The 22,915-nt window shown below is 56.1% G+C and carries 24 protein-coding genes; 13 read left to right on the forward strand and 11 right to left on the reverse strand.

Annotated features, from left to right (window positions below; all coding sequences use genetic code 11):
• Positions 1-86: 86 nt before the first annotated feature.
• From SK47_RS12430 to SK47_RS12440, 3 genes are all read right to left on the reverse strand, one after another.
• Entirely contained in the window at positions 87-527 is a 441-nt protein-coding gene (locus tag SK47_RS12430) for a YcgN family cysteine cluster protein (protein ID WP_015570314.1), read from the reverse strand.
• Positions 528-620: 93 nt separating this feature from the next.
• Positions 621-1,280, reverse strand: a complete 660-nt coding sequence (locus tag SK47_RS12435) for a fumarylacetoacetate hydrolase family protein (protein ID WP_003859945.1) — start codon at positions 1,278-1,280, stop codon at positions 621-623.
• Positions 1,281-1,326: 46 nt separating this feature from the next.
• Positions 1,327-1,602 carry a YcgL domain-containing protein gene (locus SK47_RS12440; RefSeq protein WP_006810982.1) on the reverse strand — a complete coding sequence of 92 codons (276 nt, stop codon included), beginning with the start codon at positions 1,600-1,602 and terminating at the stop codon, positions 1,327-1,329.
• Positions 1,603-1,725: 123 nt separating this feature from the next.
• Between SK47_RS12440 and minC the strand changes: the two genes are divergently transcribed.
• The 3 genes from minC to minE are packed head-to-tail and all read left to right on the forward strand — an operon-like array spanning position 1,726 to position 3,538.
• Positions 1,726-2,433 (forward strand): septum site-determining protein MinC, encoded by a 708-nt coding sequence (gene minC, locus SK47_RS12445; protein ID WP_022651428.1) that lies wholly within the window; start codon positions 1,726-1,728, stop codon positions 2,431-2,433.
• 22 nt (positions 2,434-2,455) lie between these two features.
• Positions 2,456-3,268 carry a septum site-determining protein MinD gene (gene minD / locus SK47_RS12450; protein ID WP_003859938.1) on the forward strand — a complete coding sequence of 271 codons (813 nt, stop codon included), beginning with the start codon at positions 2,456-2,458 and terminating at the stop codon, positions 3,266-3,268.
• A gap of 3 nt (positions 3,269-3,271) precedes the next feature.
• Positions 3,272-3,538, forward strand: a complete 267-nt coding sequence (gene minE / locus SK47_RS12455; RefSeq protein ID WP_003859937.1) for a cell division topological specificity factor MinE — start codon at positions 3,272-3,274, stop codon at positions 3,536-3,538.
• Positions 3,539-3,624: 86 nt separating this feature from the next.
• Here the strand turns inward: minE and rnd are convergent, their stop codons facing one another.
• The 5 genes from rnd to SK47_RS12480 all read right to left on the reverse strand — a co-directional run bounded on the left by rnd (position 3,625) and on the right by SK47_RS12480 (position 10,004).
• A complete protein-coding gene (rnd, locus tag SK47_RS12460) occupies positions 3,625-4,740 on the reverse strand; it encodes a ribonuclease D (protein ID WP_122959317.1) in 1,116 nt (371 codons plus the stop codon).
• An 83-nt stretch (positions 4,741-4,823) separates the two neighbouring features.
• Positions 4,824-6,509: a long-chain-fatty-acid--CoA ligase FadD gene (fadD, locus tag SK47_RS12465; RefSeq protein ID WP_003859933.1), complete on the reverse strand. Its 1,686-nt coding sequence runs from the start codon at positions 6,507-6,509 to the stop codon at positions 4,824-4,826.
• A gap of 203 nt (positions 6,510-6,712) precedes the next feature.
• Complete coding sequence (locus SK47_RS12470; RefSeq protein ID WP_015570309.1) at positions 6,713-7,294, reverse strand: Slp family lipoprotein; 582 nt, start codon at positions 7,292-7,294, stop codon at positions 6,713-6,715.
• A gap of 37 nt (positions 7,295-7,331) precedes the next feature.
• Positions 7,332-8,027, reverse strand: a complete 696-nt coding sequence (gene tsaB, locus SK47_RS12475) for a tRNA (adenosine(37)-N6)-threonylcarbamoyltransferase complex dimerization subunit type 1 TsaB (protein WP_032609494.1) — start codon at positions 8,025-8,027, stop codon at positions 7,332-7,334.
• A gap of 66 nt (positions 8,028-8,093) precedes the next feature.
• Entirely contained in the window at positions 8,094-10,004 is a 1,911-nt protein-coding gene (locus SK47_RS12480) for an ATP-dependent DNA helicase (RefSeq protein ID WP_048244337.1), read from the reverse strand.
• A 133-nt stretch (positions 10,005-10,137) separates the two neighbouring features.
• On the opposite strand from SK47_RS12480, the gene SK47_RS12485 reads away from it, so the two are divergent.
• On the forward strand, positions 10,138-10,482 hold the full coding sequence (locus SK47_RS12485; protein ID WP_003859927.1) for a RidA family protein: 345 nt from the start codon (positions 10,138-10,140) through the stop codon (positions 10,480-10,482).
• A gap of 5 nt (positions 10,483-10,487) precedes the next feature.
• Here the strand turns inward: SK47_RS12485 and SK47_RS12490 are convergent, their stop codons facing one another.
• The gene (locus SK47_RS12490) at positions 10,488-10,670 is read right to left on the reverse strand and encodes a YoaH family protein (RefSeq protein ID WP_003859925.1); all 183 of its coding nucleotides are present in this window, start codon (positions 10,668-10,670) and stop codon (positions 10,488-10,490) included.
• Between the two features lie 61 nt (positions 10,671-10,731).
• Between SK47_RS12490 and pabB the strand changes: the two genes are divergently transcribed.
• From pabB to SK47_RS12510, 4 genes are all read left to right on the forward strand, one after another.
• Positions 10,732-12,066 carry an aminodeoxychorismate synthase component 1 gene (gene pabB / locus SK47_RS12495; protein ID WP_048244339.1) on the forward strand — a complete coding sequence of 445 codons (1,335 nt, stop codon included), beginning with the start codon at positions 10,732-10,734 and terminating at the stop codon, positions 12,064-12,066.
• Positions 12,063-12,641, forward strand: coding sequence for a CoA pyrophosphatase (locus SK47_RS12500; protein ID WP_003859921.1), 579 nt, complete (start codon positions 12,063-12,065; stop codon positions 12,639-12,641). Before pabB ends, SK47_RS12500 begins: the two co-directional genes overlap by 4 nt.
• Positions 12,642-12,825: 184 nt before the next feature.
• Positions 12,826-14,190: an L-serine ammonia-lyase gene (gene sdaA, locus SK47_RS12505; protein WP_003859920.1), complete on the forward strand. Its 1,365-nt coding sequence runs from the start codon at positions 12,826-12,828 to the stop codon at positions 14,188-14,190.
• A gap of 129 nt (positions 14,191-14,319) precedes the next feature.
• Positions 14,320-15,918 (forward strand): EAL domain-containing protein, encoded by a 1,599-nt coding sequence (locus SK47_RS12510; RefSeq protein WP_048244341.1) that lies wholly within the window; start codon positions 14,320-14,322, stop codon positions 15,916-15,918.
• Positions 15,919-15,924: 6 nt separating this feature from the next.
• Here the strand turns inward: SK47_RS12510 and yoaE are convergent, their stop codons facing one another.
• The gene (yoaE, locus tag SK47_RS12515; RefSeq protein WP_003859916.1) at positions 15,925-17,484 is read right to left on the reverse strand and encodes a CNNM family cation transport protein YoaE; all 1,560 of its coding nucleotides are present in this window, start codon (positions 17,482-17,484) and stop codon (positions 15,925-15,927) included.
• 463 nt (positions 17,485-17,947) lie between these two features.
• Between yoaE and manX the strand changes: the two genes are divergently transcribed.
• The 5 genes from manX to mntP all read left to right on the forward strand — a co-directional run bounded on the left by manX (position 17,948) and on the right by mntP (position 22,103).
• Positions 17,948-18,910 carry a PTS mannose transporter subunit IIAB gene (manX, locus tag SK47_RS12520; RefSeq protein ID WP_022651434.1) on the forward strand — a complete coding sequence of 321 codons (963 nt, stop codon included), beginning with the start codon at positions 17,948-17,950 and terminating at the stop codon, positions 18,908-18,910.
• 47 nt (positions 18,911-18,957) lie between these two features.
• The gene (gene manY / locus SK47_RS12525) at positions 18,958-19,758 is read left to right on the forward strand and encodes a PTS mannose transporter subunit IIC (protein WP_003859914.1); all 801 of its coding nucleotides are present in this window, start codon (positions 18,958-18,960) and stop codon (positions 19,756-19,758) included.
• 12 nt (positions 19,759-19,770) lie between these two features.
• Complete coding sequence (locus SK47_RS12530; protein ID WP_006810994.1) at positions 19,771-20,622, forward strand: PTS mannose transporter subunit IID; 852 nt, start codon at positions 19,771-19,773, stop codon at positions 20,620-20,622.
• A gap of 54 nt (positions 20,623-20,676) precedes the next feature.
• Positions 20,677-21,135, forward strand: a complete 459-nt coding sequence (locus SK47_RS12535; protein WP_003859912.1) for a DUF986 family protein — start codon at positions 20,677-20,679, stop codon at positions 21,133-21,135.
• Between the two features lie 401 nt (positions 21,136-21,536).
• Positions 21,537-22,103 (forward strand): manganese efflux pump MntP, encoded by a 567-nt coding sequence (mntP, locus tag SK47_RS12540; protein ID WP_003859911.1) that lies wholly within the window; start codon positions 21,537-21,539, stop codon positions 22,101-22,103.
• On the opposite strand, the gene rlmA is transcribed toward mntP, so the two are convergent.
• On the reverse strand, positions 22,100-22,915 hold the full coding sequence (gene rlmA, locus SK47_RS12545; RefSeq protein WP_045329821.1) for a 23S rRNA (guanine(745)-N(1))-methyltransferase: 816 nt from the start codon (positions 22,913-22,915) through the stop codon (positions 22,100-22,102). The two genes, mntP and rlmA, sit on opposite strands and share 4 nt — an antisense overlap.

Here is a 22,915-nt window from a genome sequence, read left to right on the forward strand (position 1 = left end):
ACGTCAGTTTTGCAGGTCGGGTAAGCGCAGCGCCACTCGACACAATTGTGAACAATAAAAAACCCGCCTCGGCGGGTTTTTTATTATCACCGATTAGGGTGATTCATAATGTGGTCTTCCCAGTCCCGCACCTCGGACTCTTTCACCGCAATGTGGCGCACGGAAATACGTTCGCCGTGCATCGCCGCTTTCGACCCCGTCAACAGCGGATGCCATGTGGGCAGATCTTTCCCTTCCGCCAGCAGGCGATACGCGCAGGTATGCGGCAGCCACTCAAAGGTCGGTAGATTTTCACGGGTTAACTTGATGCAGTCCGGCTCATATTCGAAACGGCGCTCATAGTTGCGGCACTGGCAGGTTTTGATGTTTAACTGCTTGCAGGCTACGTTGGTGAAATAGATCTCGTCCGAATCTTCATCCATCAGCTTATGCAGGCAGCACTGCCCGCAGCCGTCACACAACGATTCCCACTCCGCGTCGGTCATGTCGTCGAGAGTTTTGCTTTGCCAGAAAGGAATATCGTTCATCGGGATGTCCACACGTCAAAATAGAGCGCACCTTATAACGAGTCTGGCACGTTGATGCAAGTTTTGCCGCCCTTTTCAGGCGGCAAGGTGCTTTTACAGCACGCGGGTTTTCAGCGACAGGCCGTTAAAACTGACATCCAGTTCGTCGCCGCTAAGCAGCGGCCCCACACCTTCCGGAGTGCCGGTGAGGATCACGTCGCCAGGTTTCAGGGTGAAGAAGCGGCTCATGTAGGCAATCAGCGGAACGATCTTATGGATCATGTCAGCGGTCGTTCCCTGCTGGCGGATCTCGCCGTTGACCTTCAGGCTGAGCGGCGTGTTCTGCGGATCGTCGGTAAATTCACTCACCGGAATGAAACCGGAAATCGGGCATGAATTATCAAAACCCTTCGCTTTTTCCCACGGCTGCCCCGCTTTCTTCATTTTGCCCTGAACATCACGCAGCGTCAGGTCAAGCGCGACACCGTAACCCGCAATCGCTTTCTCTACATGCTCTTCGGTCGCCTGGCGCAGCGTCGCGCCGATCAGCACCGCCAGCTCCACTTCATGATGCACCGAGCCCAGTCCCTGCGGCAGAACCAGCGGCTGGCGAATATCGCACAGTGCGGTTTCTGGCTTAATAAACAGAACCGGCTCTTCCGGCACGGCGCTGCCCATCTCCTGAATATGTTTTGCATAGTTGCTGCCCACGCAGACCACTTTGCTGACGGGATAATCCAGTAATGCACCTTGCCAGTTATGATGTTGATACATGGTCGACCCCAATCGGTTGATGAGTTGTTCCCGGAAGGACCCGGGCTTATTTCTTTCCGCTCACCTCAAGATGCTGTTTTAATAAATTCTCCGGTGGCGGCGGAAGCTGTAAATAATAGCCCTGCTCGGTTAACGCCTTTTTGACTTTCTCCAGATCGGCGTTCACCAGCTTCTTACGGCCGTCCAGCGGCAGCAGCATCGCCAGCTGCGGTCGGCCAAAGCTTTTCATTAATTCTTCAGGCACGCGGGAAAAATCGTCTTTCTTTTCGACATAAAGGTAGGTCTGGTCGCGGCTGGTACTTCTGTAGATCACACAAAACATGTTTTTACTCTGAATTAACGGGTGGTTGCTTGCCTCAATATACTCCTGACTATAACATGCCTGATACTCTTCGGAATATCGCGGCGATGTGTTGCGGTTAATAGCAAATTGAGTAAGGCCAGGATGTCAAATACGCCCATCGAGCTTAAAGGCAGTAGCTTCACCTTATCAGTGGTTCATTTGCATGATGCAAAACCCGAGGTTATTCGTCAGGCGTTAGAAGACAAAATCGCGCAGGCTCCCGCTTTTCTTAAGCATGCTCCTGTCGTCGTCAATGTAAGCGACCTTGAGGGGCCGATTAACTGGAAGCGGCTCCAGCAGGCCGTCGCCTCCACGGGGTTGCGCATCGTGGGCATTAGCGGCTGCAAAGACGCAGAGTTAAAAGCCGAAATTGAACGCGCGGGTTTGCCCTTGTTAAACGAGGGCAAAGAAAAAGCCCCACGTGCAACGCCTGCAACCGTTCCCGCTCCCCCGCCTCCGGCGCAAAATGTAGCCCCAGTCACAAAAACGCGATTGATTGATCTGCCGGTTCGTTCCGGTCAGCGCATTTATGCGCCAAACTGTGATCTGATTGTTACAAGCCACGTCAGTGCGGGCGCTGAACTGATTGCTGATGGCAATATTCACGTTTACGGTATGATGCGTGGACGTGCGCTTGCGGGCGCCAGCGGCGATCGAGAAGCACAAATTTTTTGTACTCACCTGACGGCAGAACTGGTGTCTATCGCAGGTGAATATTGGCTGAGCGATAAAATCCCAGCCGAATTTTATGGCAAAGCGGCCCGTCTGCAACTGGCAGATAACGCTTTGACCGTTCAACCGTTAAATTGATCCCTTTTAACAAGGAATTTCTATGGCACGCATTATTGTTGTGACTTCGGGTAAAGGAGGCGTTGGCAAGACCACCTCCAGCGCGGCCATCGCTACTGGTTTGGCCCAGAAGGGAAAGAAAACCGTCGTAATCGACTTCGATATCGGTCTGCGTAACCTGGACCTGATCATGGGTTGCGAGCGTCGCGTGGTGTATGACTTCGTGAACGTCATTCAGGGCGATGCCACCCTTAACCAGGCGCTGATTAAAGATAAGCGTACCGAGAACCTCTACATTCTTCCGGCGTCCCAGACCCGTGATAAAGACGCCCTGACCCGCGAAGGCGTGGAAAAGGTGCTCGACGATCTGAAAAAGATGGAGTTCGACTTCGTGGTCTGCGACTCCCCGGCCGGTATCGAAACCGGCGCGCTGATGGCGCTCTACTTTGCGGATGAAGCCATCATCACCACCAACCCGGAGGTCTCGTCAGTACGTGATTCCGACCGTATTCTCGGCATTCTGGCCTCGAAATCCCGTCGCGCGGAAAATGGCCAGGAGCCAATCAAAGAGCACCTGCTGCTGACCCGCTACAACCCGGGCCGGGTGAACAAAGGTGACATGCTGAGCATGGAAGACGTGCTGGAGATCCTGCGCATCAAACTGGTTGGCGTGATCCCGGAAGATCAGTCCGTGTTGCGCGCCTCTAACCAGGGCGAGCCCGTGATCCTGGATACACAGGCAGACGCGGGTAAAGCGTATGCGGATACCGTTGACCGTCTGCTGGGAGAAGAACGTCCTTTCCGCTTCATTGAAGAAGAGAAGAAAGGTTTCCTCAAACGCCTGTTCGGAGGATAAGTTATGGCATTACTGGACTTTTTTCTCTCGCGGAAAAAAAGCACCGCCAACATCGCAAAAGAACGTCTGCAAATCATTGTGGCGGAACGTCGTCGTAGCGACGCCGAACCGCACTACCTGCCGCAGCTGCGCAAAGACATTCTGGAAGTGATCTGCAAATACGTGCAGATTGACCCGGAAATGGTCACCGTTCAGCTGGAGCAAAAAGACGGGGATATTTCGATTCTGGAGCTGAACGTCACGCTTCCGGAAGCGGAAGAGTCGCGTTAATCCGGTTGTGGTTTTGTAGGCCGGGCAAGCAACGCGCCACCCGGCAATTTCCCCGGTGGCGCTGCGCTTACCGGGGCTACAATTCTTTAGCGCGGATACCCTTCCAGCAGGGTATTCAGGCGTTCGGCCATCAGTTCCCCCCGCCATCCGGCGACCAGCTCCGGTAAACCATTTTGCGGTTTCAACTTCCAGTGCCAGTTCAGCAGCTGGTTAATCTGACGACGTGAAGCCAGCAGTTCGGCACTCAGTTTGCTTTCCCCCGCCACCGTCTGCACCAGCGCTTTGATATCTTTGAACGCCTTGCGGTAGCCCGGCATATCCATCAGGTTAAGCAGTGGTTCTGGCAGTGCGTCCTCCGGCAGCTGCTGAGCTTTCTCTACCAGCGCGAGCAGCGTTTTACCGTGGAAACGGATCTCACTCCCGGAAAGGCCAATGCTGTCCAGTTCGCCAAGGCTACCCGGCATATAGCGCGCCACCGCCCACAGGTGTTCTTCACGCACCACGAAGTTAACCGCCAGATCGCGCTCACGTGCTTTACGCAGACGCCAGTCAGCCAGCAGTTGCAGACAGGCCAGCTGGCGGGTGCGCAGCTGCCAGGCGTTGGTGATGTCACGCCAGGCCTCTTTCGGATCAACCACTTCCTGACGACGCTGCTGCGTCATGCGGCACTCGTCCAGTGCGGCAGACAGCCAGCCGGACGCCTCAGCTTCTTTCATAAGCTGGCCGGCAATTGGAAGAAGGTAAAAGACGTCTGCCGCGGCGTATTCAAGCTGACGCGCCGTTAGGGGACGCGCGAGCCAGTCGGTACGCGATTCGCTCTTATCCAGCGTCAGACCGGTGTACTCTTCCACCATCGCGGCGAAGCCCCAGGAGAGCGGACGACCGCTGAACGCCGCGAGGATCTGGGTATCAATCAGCGGCTGCGGCATGATGCCAAAAGTGTTGAGAAAGACTTCCAGATCTTCACTGCCCGCGTGCAGATATTTGGTCACGGCGGTATCCAGCAACAGCTCGCGCATTGGCGCCCAGTCGGTAATGCCGAGGGGGTCAATCAATGACACGTGTTTGCCGTCATACATCTGAATCAGACCCAGCTGCGGATAGTACGTTCGGGTGCGGACAAATTCCGTATCCAGGGCGATAGCGGGAAATTCACGCGTCACCTCGCACAGCGAAGCCAGCTCGTCGTTGGTAGTGATCATCTGGTAATTCAAATCGGACTCTCTTTTGTTTGCGCCCATAAAAAACGCCGGCTTAACCGGCGTCTGGGCGATTAACGTGAAGCTCAGGCCTTATTGTCCACTTTGGCACGGGCTTCGTCACGTAATTCTCGTCGTAATATCTTCCCGACGTTGGATTTCGGCAGCTCATCCCGGAATTCCACCAGCTTCGGCACTTTATAGCCCGTCAGCTGACGGCGACAGAACGTTATCAGCGCATCCTCGGTCAGAGAAGGATCTTTCTTGACCACAAATATCTTCACCGCTTCACCGCTGCTGCCGGAAGGAACGCCCACCGCCGCCACTTCCAGCACGCCGCTGTGCTGCATCACCACGTCTTCGATTTCGTTCGGATAGACGTTAAACCCTGACACCAGGATCATGTCTTTCTTGCGATCGACGATGCGCAGGAAGCCTTCGTCATCCATCACCGCGATGTCGCCCGTGTGCAGCCAGCCGTCTTTGATGATCTCATCCGTGGCATCCGGACGTTGCCAGTAGCCCAGCATCACCTGCGGCCCTCTGACGCATAGCTCCCCTGGCTCACCATGAGGCACTTCGTTATCCTCATCATCCACCAGTTTTGCTTCCGTCGACGGGACCGGCAGACCGATACTGCCGCTGTGGTAGTCGATGTCATGCGGGTTAACGCTGACCAGCGGGGCGCACTCCGTCAGGCCATAGCCTTCCAGCAGATACTGCCCGGTGAGTTTCACCCAGCGCTCGGCAACCGCCTGCTGAACCGGCATCCCGCCGCCCGCGGAGAGGTGCAGCGTGGAGAAATCGAGCTGCTGGAACTCTTTATTGTTAAGCAGCGCGTTAAACAGGGTGTTCACGCCGGTCATGGCGGTGAACGGGTATTTCGCCAGCTCTTTGACCAGCCCCGGGATATCGCGCGGGTTGGTGATCAATACGTTTTGACCGCCAAGCTCGATAAACAGCAGGCAGTTCATGGTCAGCGCAAAAATGTGATACAGCGGAAGCGCGGTGATCACCAGCTCCTTGCCCGGGTGCAGCAGCGGCCCGTAGGTGGCGTTAACCTGCTCAAGGTTCGCCAGCATGTTACGGTGGGTCAGCATCGCCCCTTTCGCCACGCCGGTGGTGCCGCCCGTGTATTGCAGGAAGGCCAGATCCTCGGACACGATCTCCGGCTTCACGTACTGCATCCGGTAGCCCGCATGCAGGGCGCGGCGGAAGGAGATGGCATCCGGAAGGTGGTATTTCGGCACCAGCCGCTTAACGTATTTAACGACAAAGTTGACCAGCGTGCCTTTCGCGGTAGAGAGCTGGTCACCCATGCGCGTCAGGATGACGTGCTTAACCTGAGTTTTTTCAACGACTTTTTCCAGCGTGTGGGCAAAGTTGGAGACAATCACAATCGCCGCCGCGCCGCTGTCATTCAACTGATGTTCCAGCTCGCGCGGGGTATAGAGCGGGTTAACGTTAACCACGATCATCCCTGCCCTGAGGATGCCGAACAGCGCCACCGGGTATTGCAGCAGGTTTGGCATCATCAGCGCGACGCGATCCCCTTTCTGCAAGCCCAACCCTTCCTGTAAATAGGCCGCAAACGCCCGGCTGCGCTCTTCCAGCTTACGGAAAGTCATCACTTCGCCCATATTCACAAACGCGGGCTGGTCAGCGTAGCGCCGTACCGAGTGTTCAAATAATTCAATCAGGGATTGATAACGGTCAGGATTGATCTCCGCAGGGACATCCGCGGGATAACGGTTAAGCCAAACCTTTTTCAATGCATCACCTCTGAAATGAGTGTTCGTCGTCATCACAGCCCCGATAATAAACAGTTTATTAACATTATATTAACTCAGCGTACCAGTTTATTAATTGTTCAGATTGCAGGTTGCGAAGCGCGTCACTCTTTTTTTTCGTTTTATCCGTAAAAAAACAGAGACAGCGGCTGAGCCGCTGTCTCTTTCCTAGCAATAACAGTAACTTACTCAGTTACTATTGTTTGAACCTGTGCAGGGCCTGGATTGTACCACCCCCAGCCACCGTAGCCGTAACGATACGGATGCGGTCCCCACATCCACGGATCGATTGGCTGTGGCGGCATCACCACCTGCTGGGCGATACGCCAGCGTTTGTAGCCGTTCACCTGCATGGTCATAAATTTGTATGGCGTATTGCCGATTTTCCCCGCCACCGAACCGGTAATCGGCCCGACGACGGTCACCAGCTGCCCGCGGAAATCTACCGGATCGAGGAAGCCGCTGACGTCAGCGTAGATCCGCCCGCGCGAGGCTTCACCCAGAACAGGCCGCGCGCCGTCGTCCAGCGGGACAGTGGCAATCTCCAGCCGGGTTTTCCCCTGCTGGTTTAGCACTTCAACCACCTTGCCGCCAAACCGCGCTTCCTGCCCGACATACAACTCCGGGGCATTCATCACGCGTACCAGATCCTGCTGTGGCGTCGGGCTGGTGCCCTTGATCGCATCAGGAACGGTGACGCACCCGCTCAGTGCTATGGCAACCGCGCCTGCCATAAGAAAGCGTACAACTTTAGTCTGAACCGCCATGATGCGACTCCTTTTTCTCAGTTCCTGTTACTGAGATTCACTCGCGGCCAGGAAGTTTCTTCCACGCGACGGTGTTTCGTAAATAAACCGGTTCAGCGTGTTCAACCGCCACGGTTTTTCCTGCGGCAAGTAGCTGACAGGCAATCGGCAGCATATCTTCTGCGGCGGGCAGGAGCATGTTACCGTCCACCAGCGTAAGGCCGGTGTCCTTCGCCATCTCAGGCCATGCCGCCCAGCCGGTTCCGACCGTCGCCCACTCACCGGAGAGCTGTTTCAGGCGCCCGGTGACGGCTTCAGGTTTAAGCACCGCTTCCGTCTCTTCGCCGTGCCAGACGCCGTTTTCGTCACGGGTGTACTCCGCCCAGTAGACTTCCCCCATGCGGGCATCAATCGCAGCCAGCACGCTGGTGGCGCCGGTCATGCGCCATGCTCCCTGGGCCATGGTCGCAAGCGTGGAGACGCCGATCATCGGCAGGTCAGCGCCCAGCGCCAGCCCCTGCGCAATGCCAATCCCGATACGTACGCCCGTAAAGCTGCCCGGACCACGGCCGTAGGCCAGCGCGTCGAGGTCAGTCAGGGCGGTGTTGCCCTCGGTTAAAATGGTTTTTACCAGGGGCAGAATACGTTGGGTGTGTTCCCGTGGGCACTCTTCGAAATGAGCAAAAATCGTACCGTCGTTCCACAGGGCAACGGAACAGGCCTCTGTCGCGGTATCAATAGCCAGAATTCGCATCAGTCGTCGCGCTCTCGCAATGGTCAGTCACAAAATGGCGCGCATCTTAACACACTCCGGGAAGAATTACTCCGCCGTCGGGTTCGCCAGGAAGCGGACCGCGCGTTTAATATCCCGCGTGCGCGGCGCGGGCGGCAGGCTGGCGAGGAAGGTCGCGCCGTAGGGACGCATCACCAGGCGGTTGTCGCAGATCACCAGCACCCCGCGATCGGTGACGTCGCGGATCAGTCGCCCTACCCCCTGTTTAAGCGTGATGACCGCGTCCGGCAGCTGGACGTCGTCGAACGGATCGCCCCCGCGCAGACGGCAGTCCTCCATGCGCGCTTTCAGAAGCGGATCGTCCGGCGATGTAAACGGCAGCTTATCGATAATCACCAGCGAGAGCGTGTCGCCGCGCACGTCCACCCCTTCCCAGAAGCTGCTGGTCGCCACCAGCAGGGCATTACCGGCGCTGACAAACTGCTGGAGCAGCTGGCCTTTACTGGTTTCTCCCTGCAACAGCACCGGTAGCGTCATGGTGGCGCGGAACTGCTCGGCCAGATCGCGCATCATGGCGTGTGAGGTGCAGAGCATAAAGCAGCGCCCGTTGTTGGCCTCGATCATCGGCTTCAGCATGGCCGCCAGATGGCGCGCCGCGCCCGGCTGGTTAGGCAGCGGCAGATTGCGCGGCACGCACAGCAGCGCCTGTCTCTCATAGTCGAACGGGCTCGGCAGAAGCAGGGATTCCGCCTGCTCAATGCCGAGGCGCTCGGTAAAGTGGTGCAGATCGTCATTGACCGACAGCGTGGCCGAGGTAAAGACCCAGGTGCCGGGCTTTTGCGCCATCACCTCTTTAAATTTATCAGCAACGGTCAGCGGCGTGAGCGCCAGGGTGAAGTGGCGCGAGGTACATTCGTACCAGTAGCTGTAGCCCGGCTGGTTGATCTCTTTCAGCCGCTTCAGCCGCCCACGGTAAAGCGTGGCGCGCTCGAAGGCGGCGTCCAGCAGCGCTGAACGTCCGAGGGACAGCTTCGCCACGTCGTAACAGAGTTCAAGGGCATCATCGAGCAGCAGCAGCGCGCGCTGGATATTTTTGTCTGCGAGCAGTTCGCGCAGGTTGCCGCGATAGCCCGGCTCGCCAAGCTGTAAGCGGAAATCCTGTGCGCATTGCGCCAAGCGGTCCGCGCACTTCTGCAACTGCTGGGTATCTTTGAGTTCGGTGCGATAGGCAATGGTAATATCTTTCGCCAGATCCTGAAGCTGACGGCTGGAGAGCGACTGACCAAAATACTGGCTGGCGATGTCCGGTAGCTGATGGGCTTCATCGAAGATCATCACCTCCGCCTCCGGGATCAGCTCGCCGAAACCACTGCCCTTGACCACCATATCCGCAAGAAACAGGTGATGGTTCACCACCACCACGTCGGCGTCCATCGCGGTTTTACGCGCTTTCACCACAAAACAGTCTTTATACAGCGGGCAGTCGCTGCCGAGGCAGTTGTCATTGGTGCTGGTCACCAGCGGCCAGGCCGGGGAGTCTTCCGGCACGCTCGCGCAGGTGCTGATGTCCCCCTCCTCCGTCTGGTTGGCCCAGGCGCGCAGGACGATCACATCGCTCAGGGTTTGTACCGGCAGGTCGCCGCCCGCCAGCGCCTGCTGTTCAAGACGCTCCAGACACAGGTAGTTAGAACGCCCTTTCAGCAAGGCCAGACGCCCTTTGTATTTCAGCGCTTTCGCCACCGTGGGTAAATCGCGGCTGTAGAGCTGATCCTGGAGCGCTTTTGATCCCGTAGAGATGATCACCTTCTTTTTCGCCCGCAGCGCAGGAGCGAGGTAAGCATACGTTTTCCCCGTACCGGTACCGGCCTCCACGACCAGCGGCTGCGCCTTGTCGATAGCGTGCGCAACGGCATGCGCCATCTGACGTTGGGGTTCGCGCGGTTTAAAGCCGGGAATAGCCTGTGCTAACTGACCCTCTGGGGAAAAATCGTCTGCCACGGTGTTCTCTCACTGTATTTTTGCACAGGGATTATGTCAGCCCCTTCTCTCCGGTGCCACCCCAAATAGTGACGACGGCGGAACATTATGGCAGTCTTGCCGCCTGACGACGAAAGATAACGAGGATACGTTTATGACAATTACGCGCATTGATGCCGAAGCCCGCTGGTCTGATGTGGTGATCCACAACCAGACGCTGTACTACACCGGCGTCCCTGCCAATCTGGACGCCGACGCCTTCGAGCAGACCGCCAACACCCTGGCGCAGATCGACGCCGTACTGGAAAAACAGGGCAGCGACAAATCCCGCATTCTGGATGCGACGATTTTTCTGGCGAATAAAGACGATTTCGCGGCGATGAATAAAGCATGGGATGCGTGGGTGGTGGCGGGTCACGCGCCTGTACGCTGCACCGTACAGGCCACGCTGATGAAACCGGAATATAAGGTTGAGATCAAGATTATCGCGGCAGTGTAAGCCGGTTATTCTTCATCTTCATCCTCAAAGCGCGCCACGATCCGCTCGCCGGTATGGGTGGCGCGAAGTTCTTCCGCGACCTGGGAAATTGCCTGTCCGCTGCTCATCCCCTGGGACATCAGCTCCTGAATACGTTCAACGGCTTTCTGCTGTTGGTCATGGCTGAGAGAAGGTAAACCTGCAAACATCGTTAACTCCTGCTAAATTATTCGCGCTAATTATTTCACGCTGCCCGGTAGTATGCCATACATGAACATGCGCTTCCCCACTGTTATGACCTTGCCCTGGCGTGCTGACGCCGCGGAGTTCTGGTTTGCCCGTCTGAGCCACCTTCCTTTTGCCATGCTGCTGCACTCCGGCCATGCGGATCACCCCTACAGCCGCTTTGATATTCTGGTGGCCGACCCGGTTAAAACGCTGACGACCGATGCGCTGTCGCCAACGGACGATCCGCTGATGCGGCTTCAGAACGAGATCGATGCTCTGGGCTTAACTGCCACACCTGATCCGGATCTGCCTTTCCAGGGGGGCGCGCTGGGCCTGTTTGGTTACGATCTGGGTCGCCGTTTCGAAACGCTGCCTGAGCATGCGCAGGCGGATATTTCCCTGCCGGATATGGCGGTGGGGCTGTATGACTGGGCGCTGATCGTGGATCACCGTAAGCAGACGGTTTCTCTGCTGAGCCACCGGGACGTACAGGCGCGTCTGGCCTGGCTTGAGGCGCAACGGCCCGCCGCCCCGGAACACTTTATGCTGACCTCCGGCTGGCGCTCGAACATGAGCGCGGAGGAATACGCGGAAAAATTCTCCCGTGTGCAGGCGTATCTTCACAGTGGCGACTGTTATCAGGTCAACCTTGCCCAGCGTTTCCAGGCGGCGTACAAGGGAGACGAATGGCAGGCGTTTACCCGCCTCAATGCCAGCAATAAGGCCCCGTTCAGTGCATTTTTACGCCTTGAACACGGCGCCATCCTCAGCCTTTCGCCTGAGCGTTTTATTCACCTGGCTGACGGTATGATTCAGACCCGCCCGATAAAGGGCACACTGCCGCGCCTTGCCAACGCCGACGCCGACCGCCAGCAGGCGGAGACGCTGGCGGCCTCTCCCAAAGATCGCGCTGAAAACCTGATGATTGTCGATCTGATGCGCAATGATATTGGTCGCGTCGCCGAGCCGGGCAGCGTGCGCGTGCCGGAGCTGTTCGTCGTGGAGCCATTCCCGGCGGTGCATCATCTGGTCAGCACCATCACCGCACGCCTGCCGGCCTCGCGAACCGCCTGCGATCTGCTCCGCGCCGCGTTTCCGGGCGGCTCCATCACCGGCGCGCCGAAGGTCCGGGCGATGGAGATCATCGACGAACTGGAACCACATCGCCGCAACGCCTGGTGCGGCAGCATCGGCTATGTGAGTCTGTGCGGCACCATGGATACCAGCATCACTATTCGCACCCTGACGGCGTGCGACGGTAACCTGTACTGTTCCGCAGGCGGTGGCATTGTGGCCGATAGCCAGGTCGAGGCGGAATATCAGGAAACCTTTGATAAAGTGAATCGTATCCTGAAACAACTGGAGAATTTACGGTGAAGAAAGACAACCTGACGCTGGATGATTTTCTGTCGCGCTTTCAGCTTCTGCGGCCCCAGGTTAGCCGCGCCACGCTGAATCAACGTCAGGCGGCGGTGCTGATCCCGGTCGTGCGCCGTGAGCAGCCGGGTCTGTTGCTTACCCAGCGCTCACCGCATATGCGAAAACACGCCGGTCAGGTTGCGTTTCCGGGCGGCGCGGTGGACAGCACCGATGCATCCCTGATTGCCGCCGCACTGCGTGAAGCGCATGAGGAAGTGGCGATCCCCCCGGAGACAGTCGAGGTGATCGGCGTGCTGCCGCCAGTGGACAGCGTAACCGGTTTTCAGGTCACGCCGGTCGTTGGCATTATTCCGCCCGATCTTCAGTATCACGCCAGCGTCGATGAAGTTTCAGCGGTGTTCGAAATGCCGCTGGAAGAGGCCCTTCGTCTGGGCCGCTATCACCCACTGGATATTCACCGCCGCGGACACGATCATCGGGTCTGGCTGTCGTGGTATCAGCATTATTTTGTCTGGGGCATGACGGCAGGCATCATTCGTGAGCTGGCCCTGCAAATCGGCCTGAAGCCTTGACTATACTTTACATTCCACCCTTTTCTGGCAGGTTTGCGATCGGCGTCGCGCTATTAGCAAAACCATCGTTAACCATTAGTTTAATTCATGTGAATAGTTAAGCCGAGGTTGGTGTTCCCTCTTACACTATGCGCAGTTATAACATCGTTACTGGAACCCCAGTAACCCTGTCAGGAGTGTGAAAGTGATTAGTATATTCGACATGTTCAAAGTGGGGATTGGTCCTTCCTCTTCCCACACTGTAGGGCCGATGAAGGCCGGTAAACAGTTCGTCGATGATCTGGTCGAAAAAGGATTACTGGAAAGCGTTACCCGTGTCGCCGTAGACGTTTACGGTTCACTGTCATTAACGGGTAAAGGCCACCACACCGATATCGCCATTATTATGGGTCTGGCAGGCAATATGCCGGACACTGTTGATATTGATGCCATTCCGGCATTTATCCGCGACGTGGAAACGCGCGGACGCTTACTGCTGGCTAACGGTCAGCACGAAGTGGACTTCCCGCAGGATGACGGGATGCGTTTTCGTAGCGACAACCTGCCGCTGCATGAAAACGGCATGACCATCCACGCCTGGAGCGGCGAAAAAGAGATCTACAGTAAAACCTACTACTCCATCGGCGGCGGCTTTATCGTTGACGAAGAACACTTTGGTAAAGAGAGCGCGGGCGACGTCAATGTGCCCTATCCGTTTAAATCGGCCACCGAGATGCTGGGCTACTGCAAAGAGACCGGACTGTCCCTGTCCGGCATGGTGATGCAGAACGAACTGGCGCTGCACAGCAAGAAAGAGATCGAAGACTATTTTGCTAACGTGTGGCAAACCATGCGCGCCTGTATTGACCGCGGGATGAACACCGAGGGTGTTCTGCCTGGGCCTCTGCGCGTACCGCGTCGTGCCTCTGCGCTGCGCCGCATGCTGGTCACCACCGACAAGTTCTCCAATGACCCAATGAACGTGGTCGACTGGGTGAACATGTTTGCCCTCGCGGTTAACGAAGAGAACGCAGCGGGTGGTCGCGTGGTGACGGCGCCGACCAACGGCGCGTGCGGTATCGTTCCGGCGGTGCTGGCCTATTACGATCACTTTATTGAGCCCGTGACACCGGATATCTATATCCGTTATTTCCTCGCGGCAGGCGCTATCGGCGCGCTGTACAAAATGAATGCGTCCATCTCTGGTGCCGAAGTAGGCTGTCAGGGTGAAGTGGGCGTGGCCTGCTCTATGGCGGCAGCGGGTCTGGCGGAACTGTTGGGCGCCAGCCCTGAGCAGGTGTGCGTGGCGGCGGAAATCGGTATGGAGCACAACCTCGGTCTGACCTGTGACCCGGTTGCCGGTCAGGTGCAGGTGCCGTGCATTGAGCGTAACGCCATCGCCTCCGTCAAAGCGATCAACGCCTCGCGTATGGCGATGCGCCGTACCAGCGAGCCACGCGTGTCGCTGGATAAGGTTATTGAAACCATGTACGAAACCGGCAAGGACATGAACGCGAAGTACCGTGAGACCTCGCGCGGCGGTCTGGCCATTAAGGTGCAGTGCGACTAAGCCTTCCTTTCGCCCATCTGCAACGGATGGGCGAATTTTCCCCTCTCGTCTCGTCGCTTCACGTATTCCCCACTACACTGTCACTGTTGCGTCTGGCTTTTCTGGCCGGTGCTTAACAGGCGACCGTTCATGCAAACTGCACAAACGATCATTAAAGACTATCGCCGAAAACGCGTTATCGTCTGTGTCACGGTTGCGCTCGTTACGCTCGTCCTGACGCTGGGCATTCGCTTTATTTCACAGCGCAACATAAATCAGGATCGGATCCACGACTTTACCCAACACACCGTGCGTGCGCTTGATAAGGTGCTTCTCTCGTTAGAGGCCCAGCGTGAAACGCTACTTTCACTGGTTGGCATACCCTGTTCCGAAGCAAATCTGATCCTGCGAAAACAGGCGGCGATCCTCCAGACCGTACGCTCCATCGCCCTCATTCAAGACGGAATACTGTATTGCTCAAGCGTCTTTGGCAGCCGTAATGTGCTCGTCAGTGAGTTTGTGCCGGAGCTTCCAGTCAGTGAATCCAGGCTGCTGCTGTCGACTGACCGGTGGCTGGTAAAAGGCAGCCCGGTACTGATTCAGTGGTCTCCCGTTGCGGGCGACGGCAACGACGGGGTGATGGAGGTGGTGAATATCGATCTCATCACTAAAATGATTCTCGAGCCGCAGCGGCCGCAGATCACCGACGTTGTCCTGAGAGTAGGAGATAACTTCCTCCGCGACGGGCAACAGGTGACGACTACGCCGACCTTCGATGAAAACGCCTCCCTGCTGGAACAGTCGTCACAACATTACCCTTTCAGCGTCACGGTGAGCGGCCCCGGGCCTGGCGAAATGGCGTTAAAAAATCTGCCCACCCAGCTGCCGCTGGCGTTGATGCTCAGCTTACTGATGGGCTATATCGCCTGGCTCGCCACGGCGCGGCGAATCAGTTTCACCTGGGAAATCAACATGGGAATTGCGGCCCGGGAGTTTGAACTCTTCTGCCAGCCGCTGGTGAATGCCCGCACCCGGGAATGCGCCGGCGTCGAGATCCTCCTGCGCTGGAACAACCCGCGTCAGGGATGGATTTCGCCCGATGTCTTTATCCCTCTGGCCGAAGAACATAACCTGATTGTTCCGCTTACCCGCTACGTCATCAGCGAAACGGTGCGGCAGATAGGCTATTTCCCTGCCTCGCGCGATTTCCATATCGGCATTAACGTGGCCGCCAGCCATTTTCGCCGCGCTGCGCTTATCCAGGATCTCAACCGCATCTGGTTTAACGCCAGCCCTGTTCAACAGTTGATCGTGGAGTTAACCGAACGCGATGCGTTGCTGGATGTGGATTACCGCATCGTGCGGGAGCTGCACCGCAAAGGGGTGAAACTTGCGATTGATGATTTTGGTACCGGCAACAGCTCACTTTCATGGCTAGAAAAACTGCATCCGGATGTGCTGAAAATTGATAAATCCTTCACCACCGCGATCGGCACCGACGCCGTGAACTCAACGGTAACAGATATTATTATTGCGCTTGGCCAGCGACTGAATATTGAACTGGTTGCGGAAGGGGTGGAAACCGAGGAGCAGTCACGCTACCTGCGCCGTCACAGCGTACATATTTTGCAGGGGTACTTGTATGCGCGGCCAATGCCGCTGCGCGAGTTTCCGAAATGGCTGGCGGAAAGCCACTCTCCGCCAGCCCGTCACAACGGACACATCGTGCCCTTACTGCCGTTACGCTAGATAACGTTACTCTTCTTCGTCGTGCGCAGAGTGCTCTTTAACAATACGCACCATATCAACGCGATAGTCGTTGGCTTCGACGATGGTAATTTGCAGCGGCGGCAGCTCCAGCACATCACCGATACGCGGGATCTGCCCGTTAACGGAGATCACCAGCCCCGCCACGGTGGCAATGTCTTCATCATCATTGACCACGTTTTCGACGCCCAGCGTGTGCGAGAGCGCGTGCAGGTCGGTGGTGCCTTTCACCAGCCAGCCGTCACCGTCGGCAACGATTTCCGGGGTTTCATCCGCATCAGGGAATTCACCGGCAATGGCTTCCAGCACGTCCAACGGCGTCACCAGGCCCTGTACCACACCAAATTCGTTGGTGACGATAACAAAGCTCCCGCGAGCACGACGCAATACGCCCAGCAGGTTGATCGGATCCAGCGTTTCAGGCACCACGATTGCGGGCGACGCGGCCGCTACGGCCTCGACGTTAACGCCCTCTTCCAGCGCCACCAGCATCTCTTTCGCGCGTACCACACCGATGATCTCATCCAGCTCACCCCGGCAGACCGGGAACAGGCTGTGCGGCGAGGAGAGCAGCTGCTGACGAATTTCGTCGACGCTCAGGTTGGCGTCCACCCAGCTGATTTCGCCGCGCGGCGTCATAATACCGCGCAGGGAGCGGGAAGCCAGCGAAAGCACGCCATTGATCATGTAGCGTTCTTCTTCCACAAACGCGCCTTCCGGCACCGGAACCGGGTTGCGGTTCTCGTTATCAGCCTGCACGTTCACCTGACGACGCCCGCCCATCAGTCGCAGAATCGCATCTGCGGTACGGGCTCGCAGCGGCTGATTCGACTGCTGCTTAATAAAGTTACGGCGCGCAATCTGGTTAAACAGCTCGATCAGAATCGAGAAGCCAATCGCGGCGTACAGGTAGCCTTTCGGAATATGGAAGCCAAACCCTTCTGCCACCAGGCTCAGACCAATCATCAGCAGGAAGCTCAGACACAGCACAACGACCGTCGGATGCTGGTTGACGAAACGCGTCAGCGGTTTCGACGCCAGCAGCATTACCGCCATCGCAATCACCACCGCCGCCATCATCACCGGCAGATGGTTCACCATGCCGACCGCCGTAATCACCGCATCCAGTGAGAAGACCGCATCAAGCACCACAATCTGGAGAACAACCACCCAGAAGCTGGCATAACCCTTACCGTGGCCATCATCGTGCTGCCGGTTCTCCAGCCGTTCATGCAGCTCTGTTGTGGCTTTGAACAGCAGGAACAGTCCCCCTACCAGCATAATTAAATCGCGGCCGGAGAAGGTGAAATCCATGACGGTGAACAGGGGCTTCGTCAGGGTGACCATCCACGAGATAACAGACAGTAAGCCCAGACGCATGATCAGCGCCAGTGAGAGGCCGATCAGACGGGCTTTATCACGCTGTTTCGGCGGCAGTTTATCTGCGAGGATGGCGATAAACACCAGGTTATCAATACCGAGAACGATCTCCAGCACGACCAGCGTAAGCAAGCCTACCCAGATTGACGGGTCCATTAAGAATTCCATGACACGCTCCTGCTAAAGGAATGACAAAACGGTGCCCCGCTAATGTCGGGCATTTCAAAGGGAATGAGAGTCGATGCGTGGCGAAGATCGCCGGTGATTAAGGCGCGGAATGGCCTGGAAGATGACTGACGTCGGTGACGGTCCATATAGTGGGCTGTAGCCCTATACTCCTGAATAATTAAACGGACGCTAAACATATCAGAGACAATTGGTTTTTAGCAAAGATTTACGTTCCTTTGCAAACTTCTGTAACACACGCGGATTATCTTAGAGAAAAATCTGTAAGGCGTAGCTAAATTACGGATCTTCATCACATAAATTATTTTTTCACTATCTAAAATAATTCGCGGAAGTCTTAGTTTTTTTGAACTCTAACCCTTATCTGAATCGATTCGGTTCGCCAATACGATTCTCAGTACGCCTGCCTGGCAGACGTATAAATGATAATAAAAGGAGGTAGCAAGTGACCATTGCTATTGTCATAGGCACACATGGTTGGGCTGCGGAGCAGTTACTCAAAACGGCAGAAATGCTGTTGGGCGAGCAGGAAAACGTCGGCTGGATCGATTTCGTTCCCGGTGAAAATGCCGAGACGCTGATTGAAAAATACACTGCTCAGCTTGAGAAACTGGATACCAGCAAAGGCGTGCTGTTTCTCGTGGATACATGGGGCGGCAGCCCGTTCAACGCTGCCAGCCGCATTGTCGTCGATAAAGAACATTATGAAGTCGTCGCCGGGGTGAATATCCCGATGTTGGTGGAAACCTTCATGGCGCGTGACGACAACCCAGGCTTTGACGAGCTGGTGGCGCTGGCGGTGGAAACCGGTCGCGAAGGGGTGAAGGCGCTGAAAGCGCAGCCGGTTGAAAAACCTGCCCCTGCCCCTGCTGCACCAAAAGCCGCTGCACCGGCGAAGCCAATGGGTCCGAACGATTACATGGTTATCGGCCTTGCGCGTATTGATGACCGTCTAATCCACGGTCAGGTGGCGACGCGCTGGACCAAAGAGACCAACGTACAACGCATCATCGTGGTCAGTGACGAAGTGGCCGCCGACACTGTCCGTAAAACCCTTCTTACCCAGGTTGCACCGCCGGGCGTCACCGCGCACGTCGTGGATGTCGCCAAGATGATCCGCGTTTACAACAACCCGAAATATGCGGGTGAGCGCGTGATGCTTCTCTTCACCAACCCGACAGACGTCGAACGCATTGTTGAAGGCGGCGTGAAAATCACCTCCGTTAACATTGGCGGTATGGCTTTCCGTCAGGGCAAAACGCAGGTCAACAACGCGATTTCAGTGGATGCGAAAGATATCGAGGCCTTCAACAAGCTGAATGCACGCGGTATCGAGCTGGAAGCCCGTAAGGTTTCCACGGATCAGAAACTGAAAATGATGGATTTGATCGGCAAAGTGGGGAAATAAGCCCGGGCCGGTTTTTCATATAGAGCTTATGTAATAGGAGAAGTGCAATGGAGATTACTACTCTTCAGATTGTGCTGGTGTTCATCGTCGCGTGTATTGCGGGTATGGAGTCCGTACTTGATGAATTTCAGTTCCACCGCCCTCTGGTGGCCTGTACGTTGATTGGCGCCGTTCTCGGTGACATGAAAACCGGTATCATCATCGGTGGTACCCTGGAAATGATCGCCCTCGGCTGGATGAACATCGGTGCGGCAGTTGCGCCAGATGCCGCGCTGGCGTCCATTATTTCGACCGTTCTGGTTATCGCCGGTCATCAGAGTATTGGTGCCGGTATCGCGCTGGCCATCCCGCTGGCCGCAGCGGGTCAGGTGCTGACCATTATTGTCCGTACTATTACCGTGGCCTTCCAGCACGCGGCGGATAAGGCGGCCGAAAACGGCAACCTCACCGCGCTCTCCTGGATCCACGTTTCTTCCCTGTTCCTGCAAGCGATGCGTATCGCGATCCCTGCAGTTATCGTGGCGATTTCTGTCGGTACCAGCGAAGTTCAGGGCATGCTGAATGCGATCCCTGAAGTGGTCACCAGCGGTCTGAATATCGCCGGGGGTATGATCGTGGTGGTCGGTTATGCGATGGTCATCAACATGATGCGCGCGGGCTACCTGATGCCATTCTTCTACCTCGGCTTCGTTACCGCTGCGTTCACCAACTTCAACCTGGTTGCGCTGGGTGTGATTGGTGCGGTGATGGCGATTCTTTATATCCAGCTCAGCCCGAAATACAACCGTGTCGCGGGTGCCCCTGCGCAGGCTGCTGGTAACAACGATCTCGATAACGAACTGGACTAACAGGTGAGCGAAATGGTTGATATGACAAAAACTACCACTGAGAAAAAACTCACTCCGGGTGATATTCGTGGCGTGTTCATCCGTTCTAACCTGTTTCAGGGTTCATGGAACTTCGAACGTATGCAGGCGCTCGGCTTCTGCTTCTCCATGGTGCCGGCCATCAAACGCCTGTATCCGGAAAACAACGAAGCACGCCGTCAGGCAATTAAGCGTCATCTGGAATTCTTCAACACCCATCCTTATGTTGCGGCGCCGGTTCTGGGCGTGACGCTGGCGATGGAAGAGCAGCGTGCGAACGGGGCTGAAATCGACGATGGTGCCATCAACGGTATCAAAGTTGGTCTGATGGGGCCGCTGGCAGGCGTGGGCGACCCGATTTTCTGGGGTACCGTGCGTCCGGTCTTTGCGGCGCTGGGCGCCGGGATCGCCATGAGCGGCAGCCTGCTCGGTCCTCTGCTGTTCTTCATCCTGTTCAACGCGGTGCGTCTGCTGACCCGTTACTACGGCGTGGCGTACGGCTATCGTAAAGGTGTGGATATCGTTAAGGATATGGGCGGCGGCTTCCTGCAAAAACTGACTGAGGGGGCGTCAATTCTCGGCCTGTTTGTAATGGGGGCGCTGGTTAACAAGTGGACGCACGTAAACATCCCGCTGGTGGTATCAACGATCACCGGTCAGGATGGTCAGACGCGCGTTACCACCGTGCAGACCATTCTGGACCAGCTGATGCCGGGCCTGGTACCGCTGCTGTTAACCTTCGCCTGTATGTGGCTGCTGCGTAAGAAAGTGAACCCGCTTTGGATCATCGTTGGCTTCTTCGTCATCGGTATCGCGGGCTACGCTGTCGGCCTGCTGGGTCTGTAATAAAATGCGTTACTGACCGGGGGCTTGCCCCCGGTCTTTTTATCTGGAGGATGAATGACTGTCACGGACACCGTACTGGTTTTATTTATTGTTGCCCTTCTGGCTTACGCGATCTATGACGAGTTTATTATGCCTCGCCGCCACGGCGAGACGCTGCTGACCCTTCCCCTCTTACGCCGTGGACGTATTGATGCGTTTATCTTCGCCGGTCTGGTAGTCATCCTCATTTACAATAATGTGACCAGCCACGGCGCAATATTAACCACATGGTTATTATGTGCGCTGGCATTAATGGCGATTTACCTGTTCTGGATCCGCTCGCCAAAACTCATTTTTAAAAAACACGGATTCTTCTTCGCCAATGTCTGGATAGAATATAACCGTATTAAAGAGATGAATTTATCCGAAGACGGGGTTCTGGTGATGCAATTAGAACAACGCCGCCTGCTCATCCGGGTCAGAAATATTGATGACCTGGAAAAGATATACAAATTACTTGTTAAAACTCAATGAGTTATCATTATAGCATCGGCTATATATTGCATTATTCTTGAACCAGCAATATAGCCGGTGCTATATCTCCACTGTTAATTGACTTATATTTATTAACGATATTTTCACGCATAAATCTAAATGAAAATCGTTATCAACATAGTGGCTATATAAAGCCATCTTCGTTGTTGTTTTATATTCTCAAAATATGTTAAGGTTGCGCCCGTCGTTGGGGAGTAGCCGATTTCCTGCCTGCGGGAAATGTACGTGTCAACATACTCGTTGAAAAACGTGGCGCGTACGGATCGTTTTTAAGCACAATTACTGTGCCAGAAGCGATCAGGCGAGACCATAGATACATCAACTGCTGTTTACTGGGGGCAGTGATGTGTCATATGGATATCCCCGGTCTGGACGCTCTTATGAATATCTCCGCTACGATCCTTCTGGCTTTTGGCATGTCCATGGACGCATTTGCCGCCTCTATCGGCAAAGGTGCCACTCTCCATAAACCTAAATTTTCCGAAGCCCTGCGTACCGGTCTCATCTTTGGCGCTATCGAAACGCTGACGCCGCTTATCGGCTGGGGACTGGGGATGCTCGCCAGCCAGTTTGTGCTGGAGTGGAATCACTGGATTGCTTTCGTGCTGCTGGTGTTCCTCGGCGGACGTATGGTGATTGAAGGTTTTCGTGGCAACGGCGATGAAGATGATGCGCCGCTGCAACGCCACGGCTTCTGGCTTCTGGTGACAACCGCCATCGCAACCAGCCTGGATGCAATGGCCGTGGGTGTCGGTCTGGCGTTTTTGCAGGTCAATATTATCGCCACCGCGCTGGCGATTGGCTGCGCCACGCTGATCATGTCAACGCTGGGGATGATGGTGGGTCGGTTCATTGGCCCGCTGTTAGGCAAACGCGCCGAAATTCTGGGCGGTATCGTGTTGATCGGGATTGGTGCCCAAATCCTTTGGGCACACTTCGCGGGTTAACCTTCGCGCTGCCAGCAATGGATGCTGAAATCCGTCTGGCAGCGAAATTCTGTCTGCGCTGCCAGCGTTTCCCACACCTCTGGTTTTGCCCGCCACGCAAACGGCGTCATTTGCAGTAACGCCACCGCTTCACTTCCCTGCAACATCATTTCATACGCTACCGACTGCGCCTGCTTTAACGCAAAGCCTGCCAGCTGTTCAGAGTGAGGCGCATGCAGGTGAACTTCATCATAGATCAGCCCTTTTAGCTCCAGCAGATGACGCGGCCCTGGCGTGACGGTGATAACCCAGCCACCGGGCTTAACGACGCGCGCCAGCTCCTCAGCCTTGCACGGCGCATAGATACGCACCACGGCGTCCATACTCGCTTCCTCAAACGGCAGGCGGTGGCTGGAGGCCACGCAGAACGTTACCGCTGAGTAGCGTTTGGCTGCCGCACGGATAGCCACTTTAGATACGTCCAGCCCGTACGTTTCGGCGCCCTTCTCAGCCGCCACGTCAGCAAACGTGGCGGTGTAGTAACCTTCGCCGCAGCCGATATCCAGCATGGCGGATGCGCCTTCTGTCAGATATTCACGGAGTAAGGCGACAACGGCATCCCTGAGCGGTTGATAATGCCCGGCATCGAGAAACGCCCGGCGCGCCTGCATCATCTCCGCGCTGTCACCCGGGTCCCGGGAGCGCTTGTGCTGTACCGGCAGAAGATTTACATAGCCCTCTTTCGCCCGGTCAAACTGATGTCCCTGTGGACAGATAAACGTTTTCTCCGCGCGCGTCAGCGGCGCGTGGCAAAGGGGACAACTGAAAGACAT

Source organism: Enterobacter sp. BWH52 (assembly GCF_001037565.1).
In the GTDB taxonomy this organism is placed as follows: domain Bacteria; phylum Pseudomonadota; class Gammaproteobacteria; order Enterobacterales; family Enterobacteriaceae; genus Enterobacter; species Enterobacter hormaechei_C.

Bases quoted from the DNA above. Each gene is read 5' to 3' on its own strand.
- SK47_RS12430 (WP_015570314.1), bottom strand. From the start codon at position 527: ATGAACGATATTCCTTTCTGGCAAAGCAAAACTCTCGACGACATGACC.
- SK47_RS12435 (WP_003859945.1), bottom strand. From the start codon at position 1,280: ATGTATCAACATCATAACTGGCAAGGTGCATTACTGGATTATCCCGTC.
- SK47_RS12440 (WP_006810982.1), bottom strand. From the start codon at position 1,602: ATGTTTTGTGTGATCTACAGAAGTACCAGCCGCGACCAGACCTACCTT.
- minC (WP_022651428.1), top strand. From the start codon at position 1,726: ATGTCAAATACGCCCATCGAGCTTAAAGGCAGTAGCTTCACCTTATCA.
- minD (WP_003859938.1), top strand. From the start codon at position 2,456: ATGGCACGCATTATTGTTGTGACTTCGGGTAAAGGAGGCGTTGGCAAG.
- minE (WP_003859937.1), top strand. From the start codon at position 3,272: ATGGCATTACTGGACTTTTTTCTCTCGCGGAAAAAAAGCACCGCCAAC.
- rnd (WP_122959317.1), bottom strand. From the start codon at position 4,740: ATGATCACTACCAACGACGAGCTGGCTTCGCTGTGCGAGGTGACGCGT.
- SK47_RS12470 (WP_015570309.1), bottom strand. From the start codon at position 7,294: ATGGCGGTTCAGACTAAAGTTGTACGCTTTCTTATGGCAGGCGCGGTT.
- tsaB (WP_032609494.1), bottom strand. From the start codon at position 8,027: ATGCGAATTCTGGCTATTGATACCGCGACAGAGGCCTGTTCCGTTGCC.
- SK47_RS12485 (WP_003859927.1), top strand. From the start codon at position 10,138: ATGACAATTACGCGCATTGATGCCGAAGCCCGCTGGTCTGATGTGGTG.
- SK47_RS12490 (WP_003859925.1), bottom strand. From the start codon at position 10,670: ATGTTTGCAGGTTTACCTTCTCTCAGCCATGACCAACAGCAGAAAGCC.
- pabB (WP_048244339.1), top strand. From the start codon at position 10,732: ATGAACATGCGCTTCCCCACTGTTATGACCTTGCCCTGGCGTGCTGAC.
- SK47_RS12510 (WP_048244341.1), top strand. From the start codon at position 14,320: ATGCAAACTGCACAAACGATCATTAAAGACTATCGCCGAAAACGCGTT.
- yoaE (WP_003859916.1), bottom strand. From the start codon at position 17,484: ATGGAATTCTTAATGGACCCGTCAATCTGGGTAGGCTTGCTTACGCTG.
- manY (WP_003859914.1), top strand. From the start codon at position 18,958: ATGGAGATTACTACTCTTCAGATTGTGCTGGTGTTCATCGTCGCGTGT.
- SK47_RS12530 (WP_006810994.1), top strand. From the start codon at position 19,771: ATGGTTGATATGACAAAAACTACCACTGAGAAAAAACTCACTCCGGGT.
- SK47_RS12535 (WP_003859912.1), top strand. From the start codon at position 20,677: ATGACTGTCACGGACACCGTACTGGTTTTATTTATTGTTGCCCTTCTG.
- mntP (WP_003859911.1), top strand. From the start codon at position 21,537: ATGAATATCTCCGCTACGATCCTTCTGGCTTTTGGCATGTCCATGGAC.
- rlmA (WP_045329821.1), bottom strand. From the start codon at position 22,915: ATGTCTTTCAGTTGTCCCCTTTGCCACGCGCCGCTGACGCGCGCGGAG.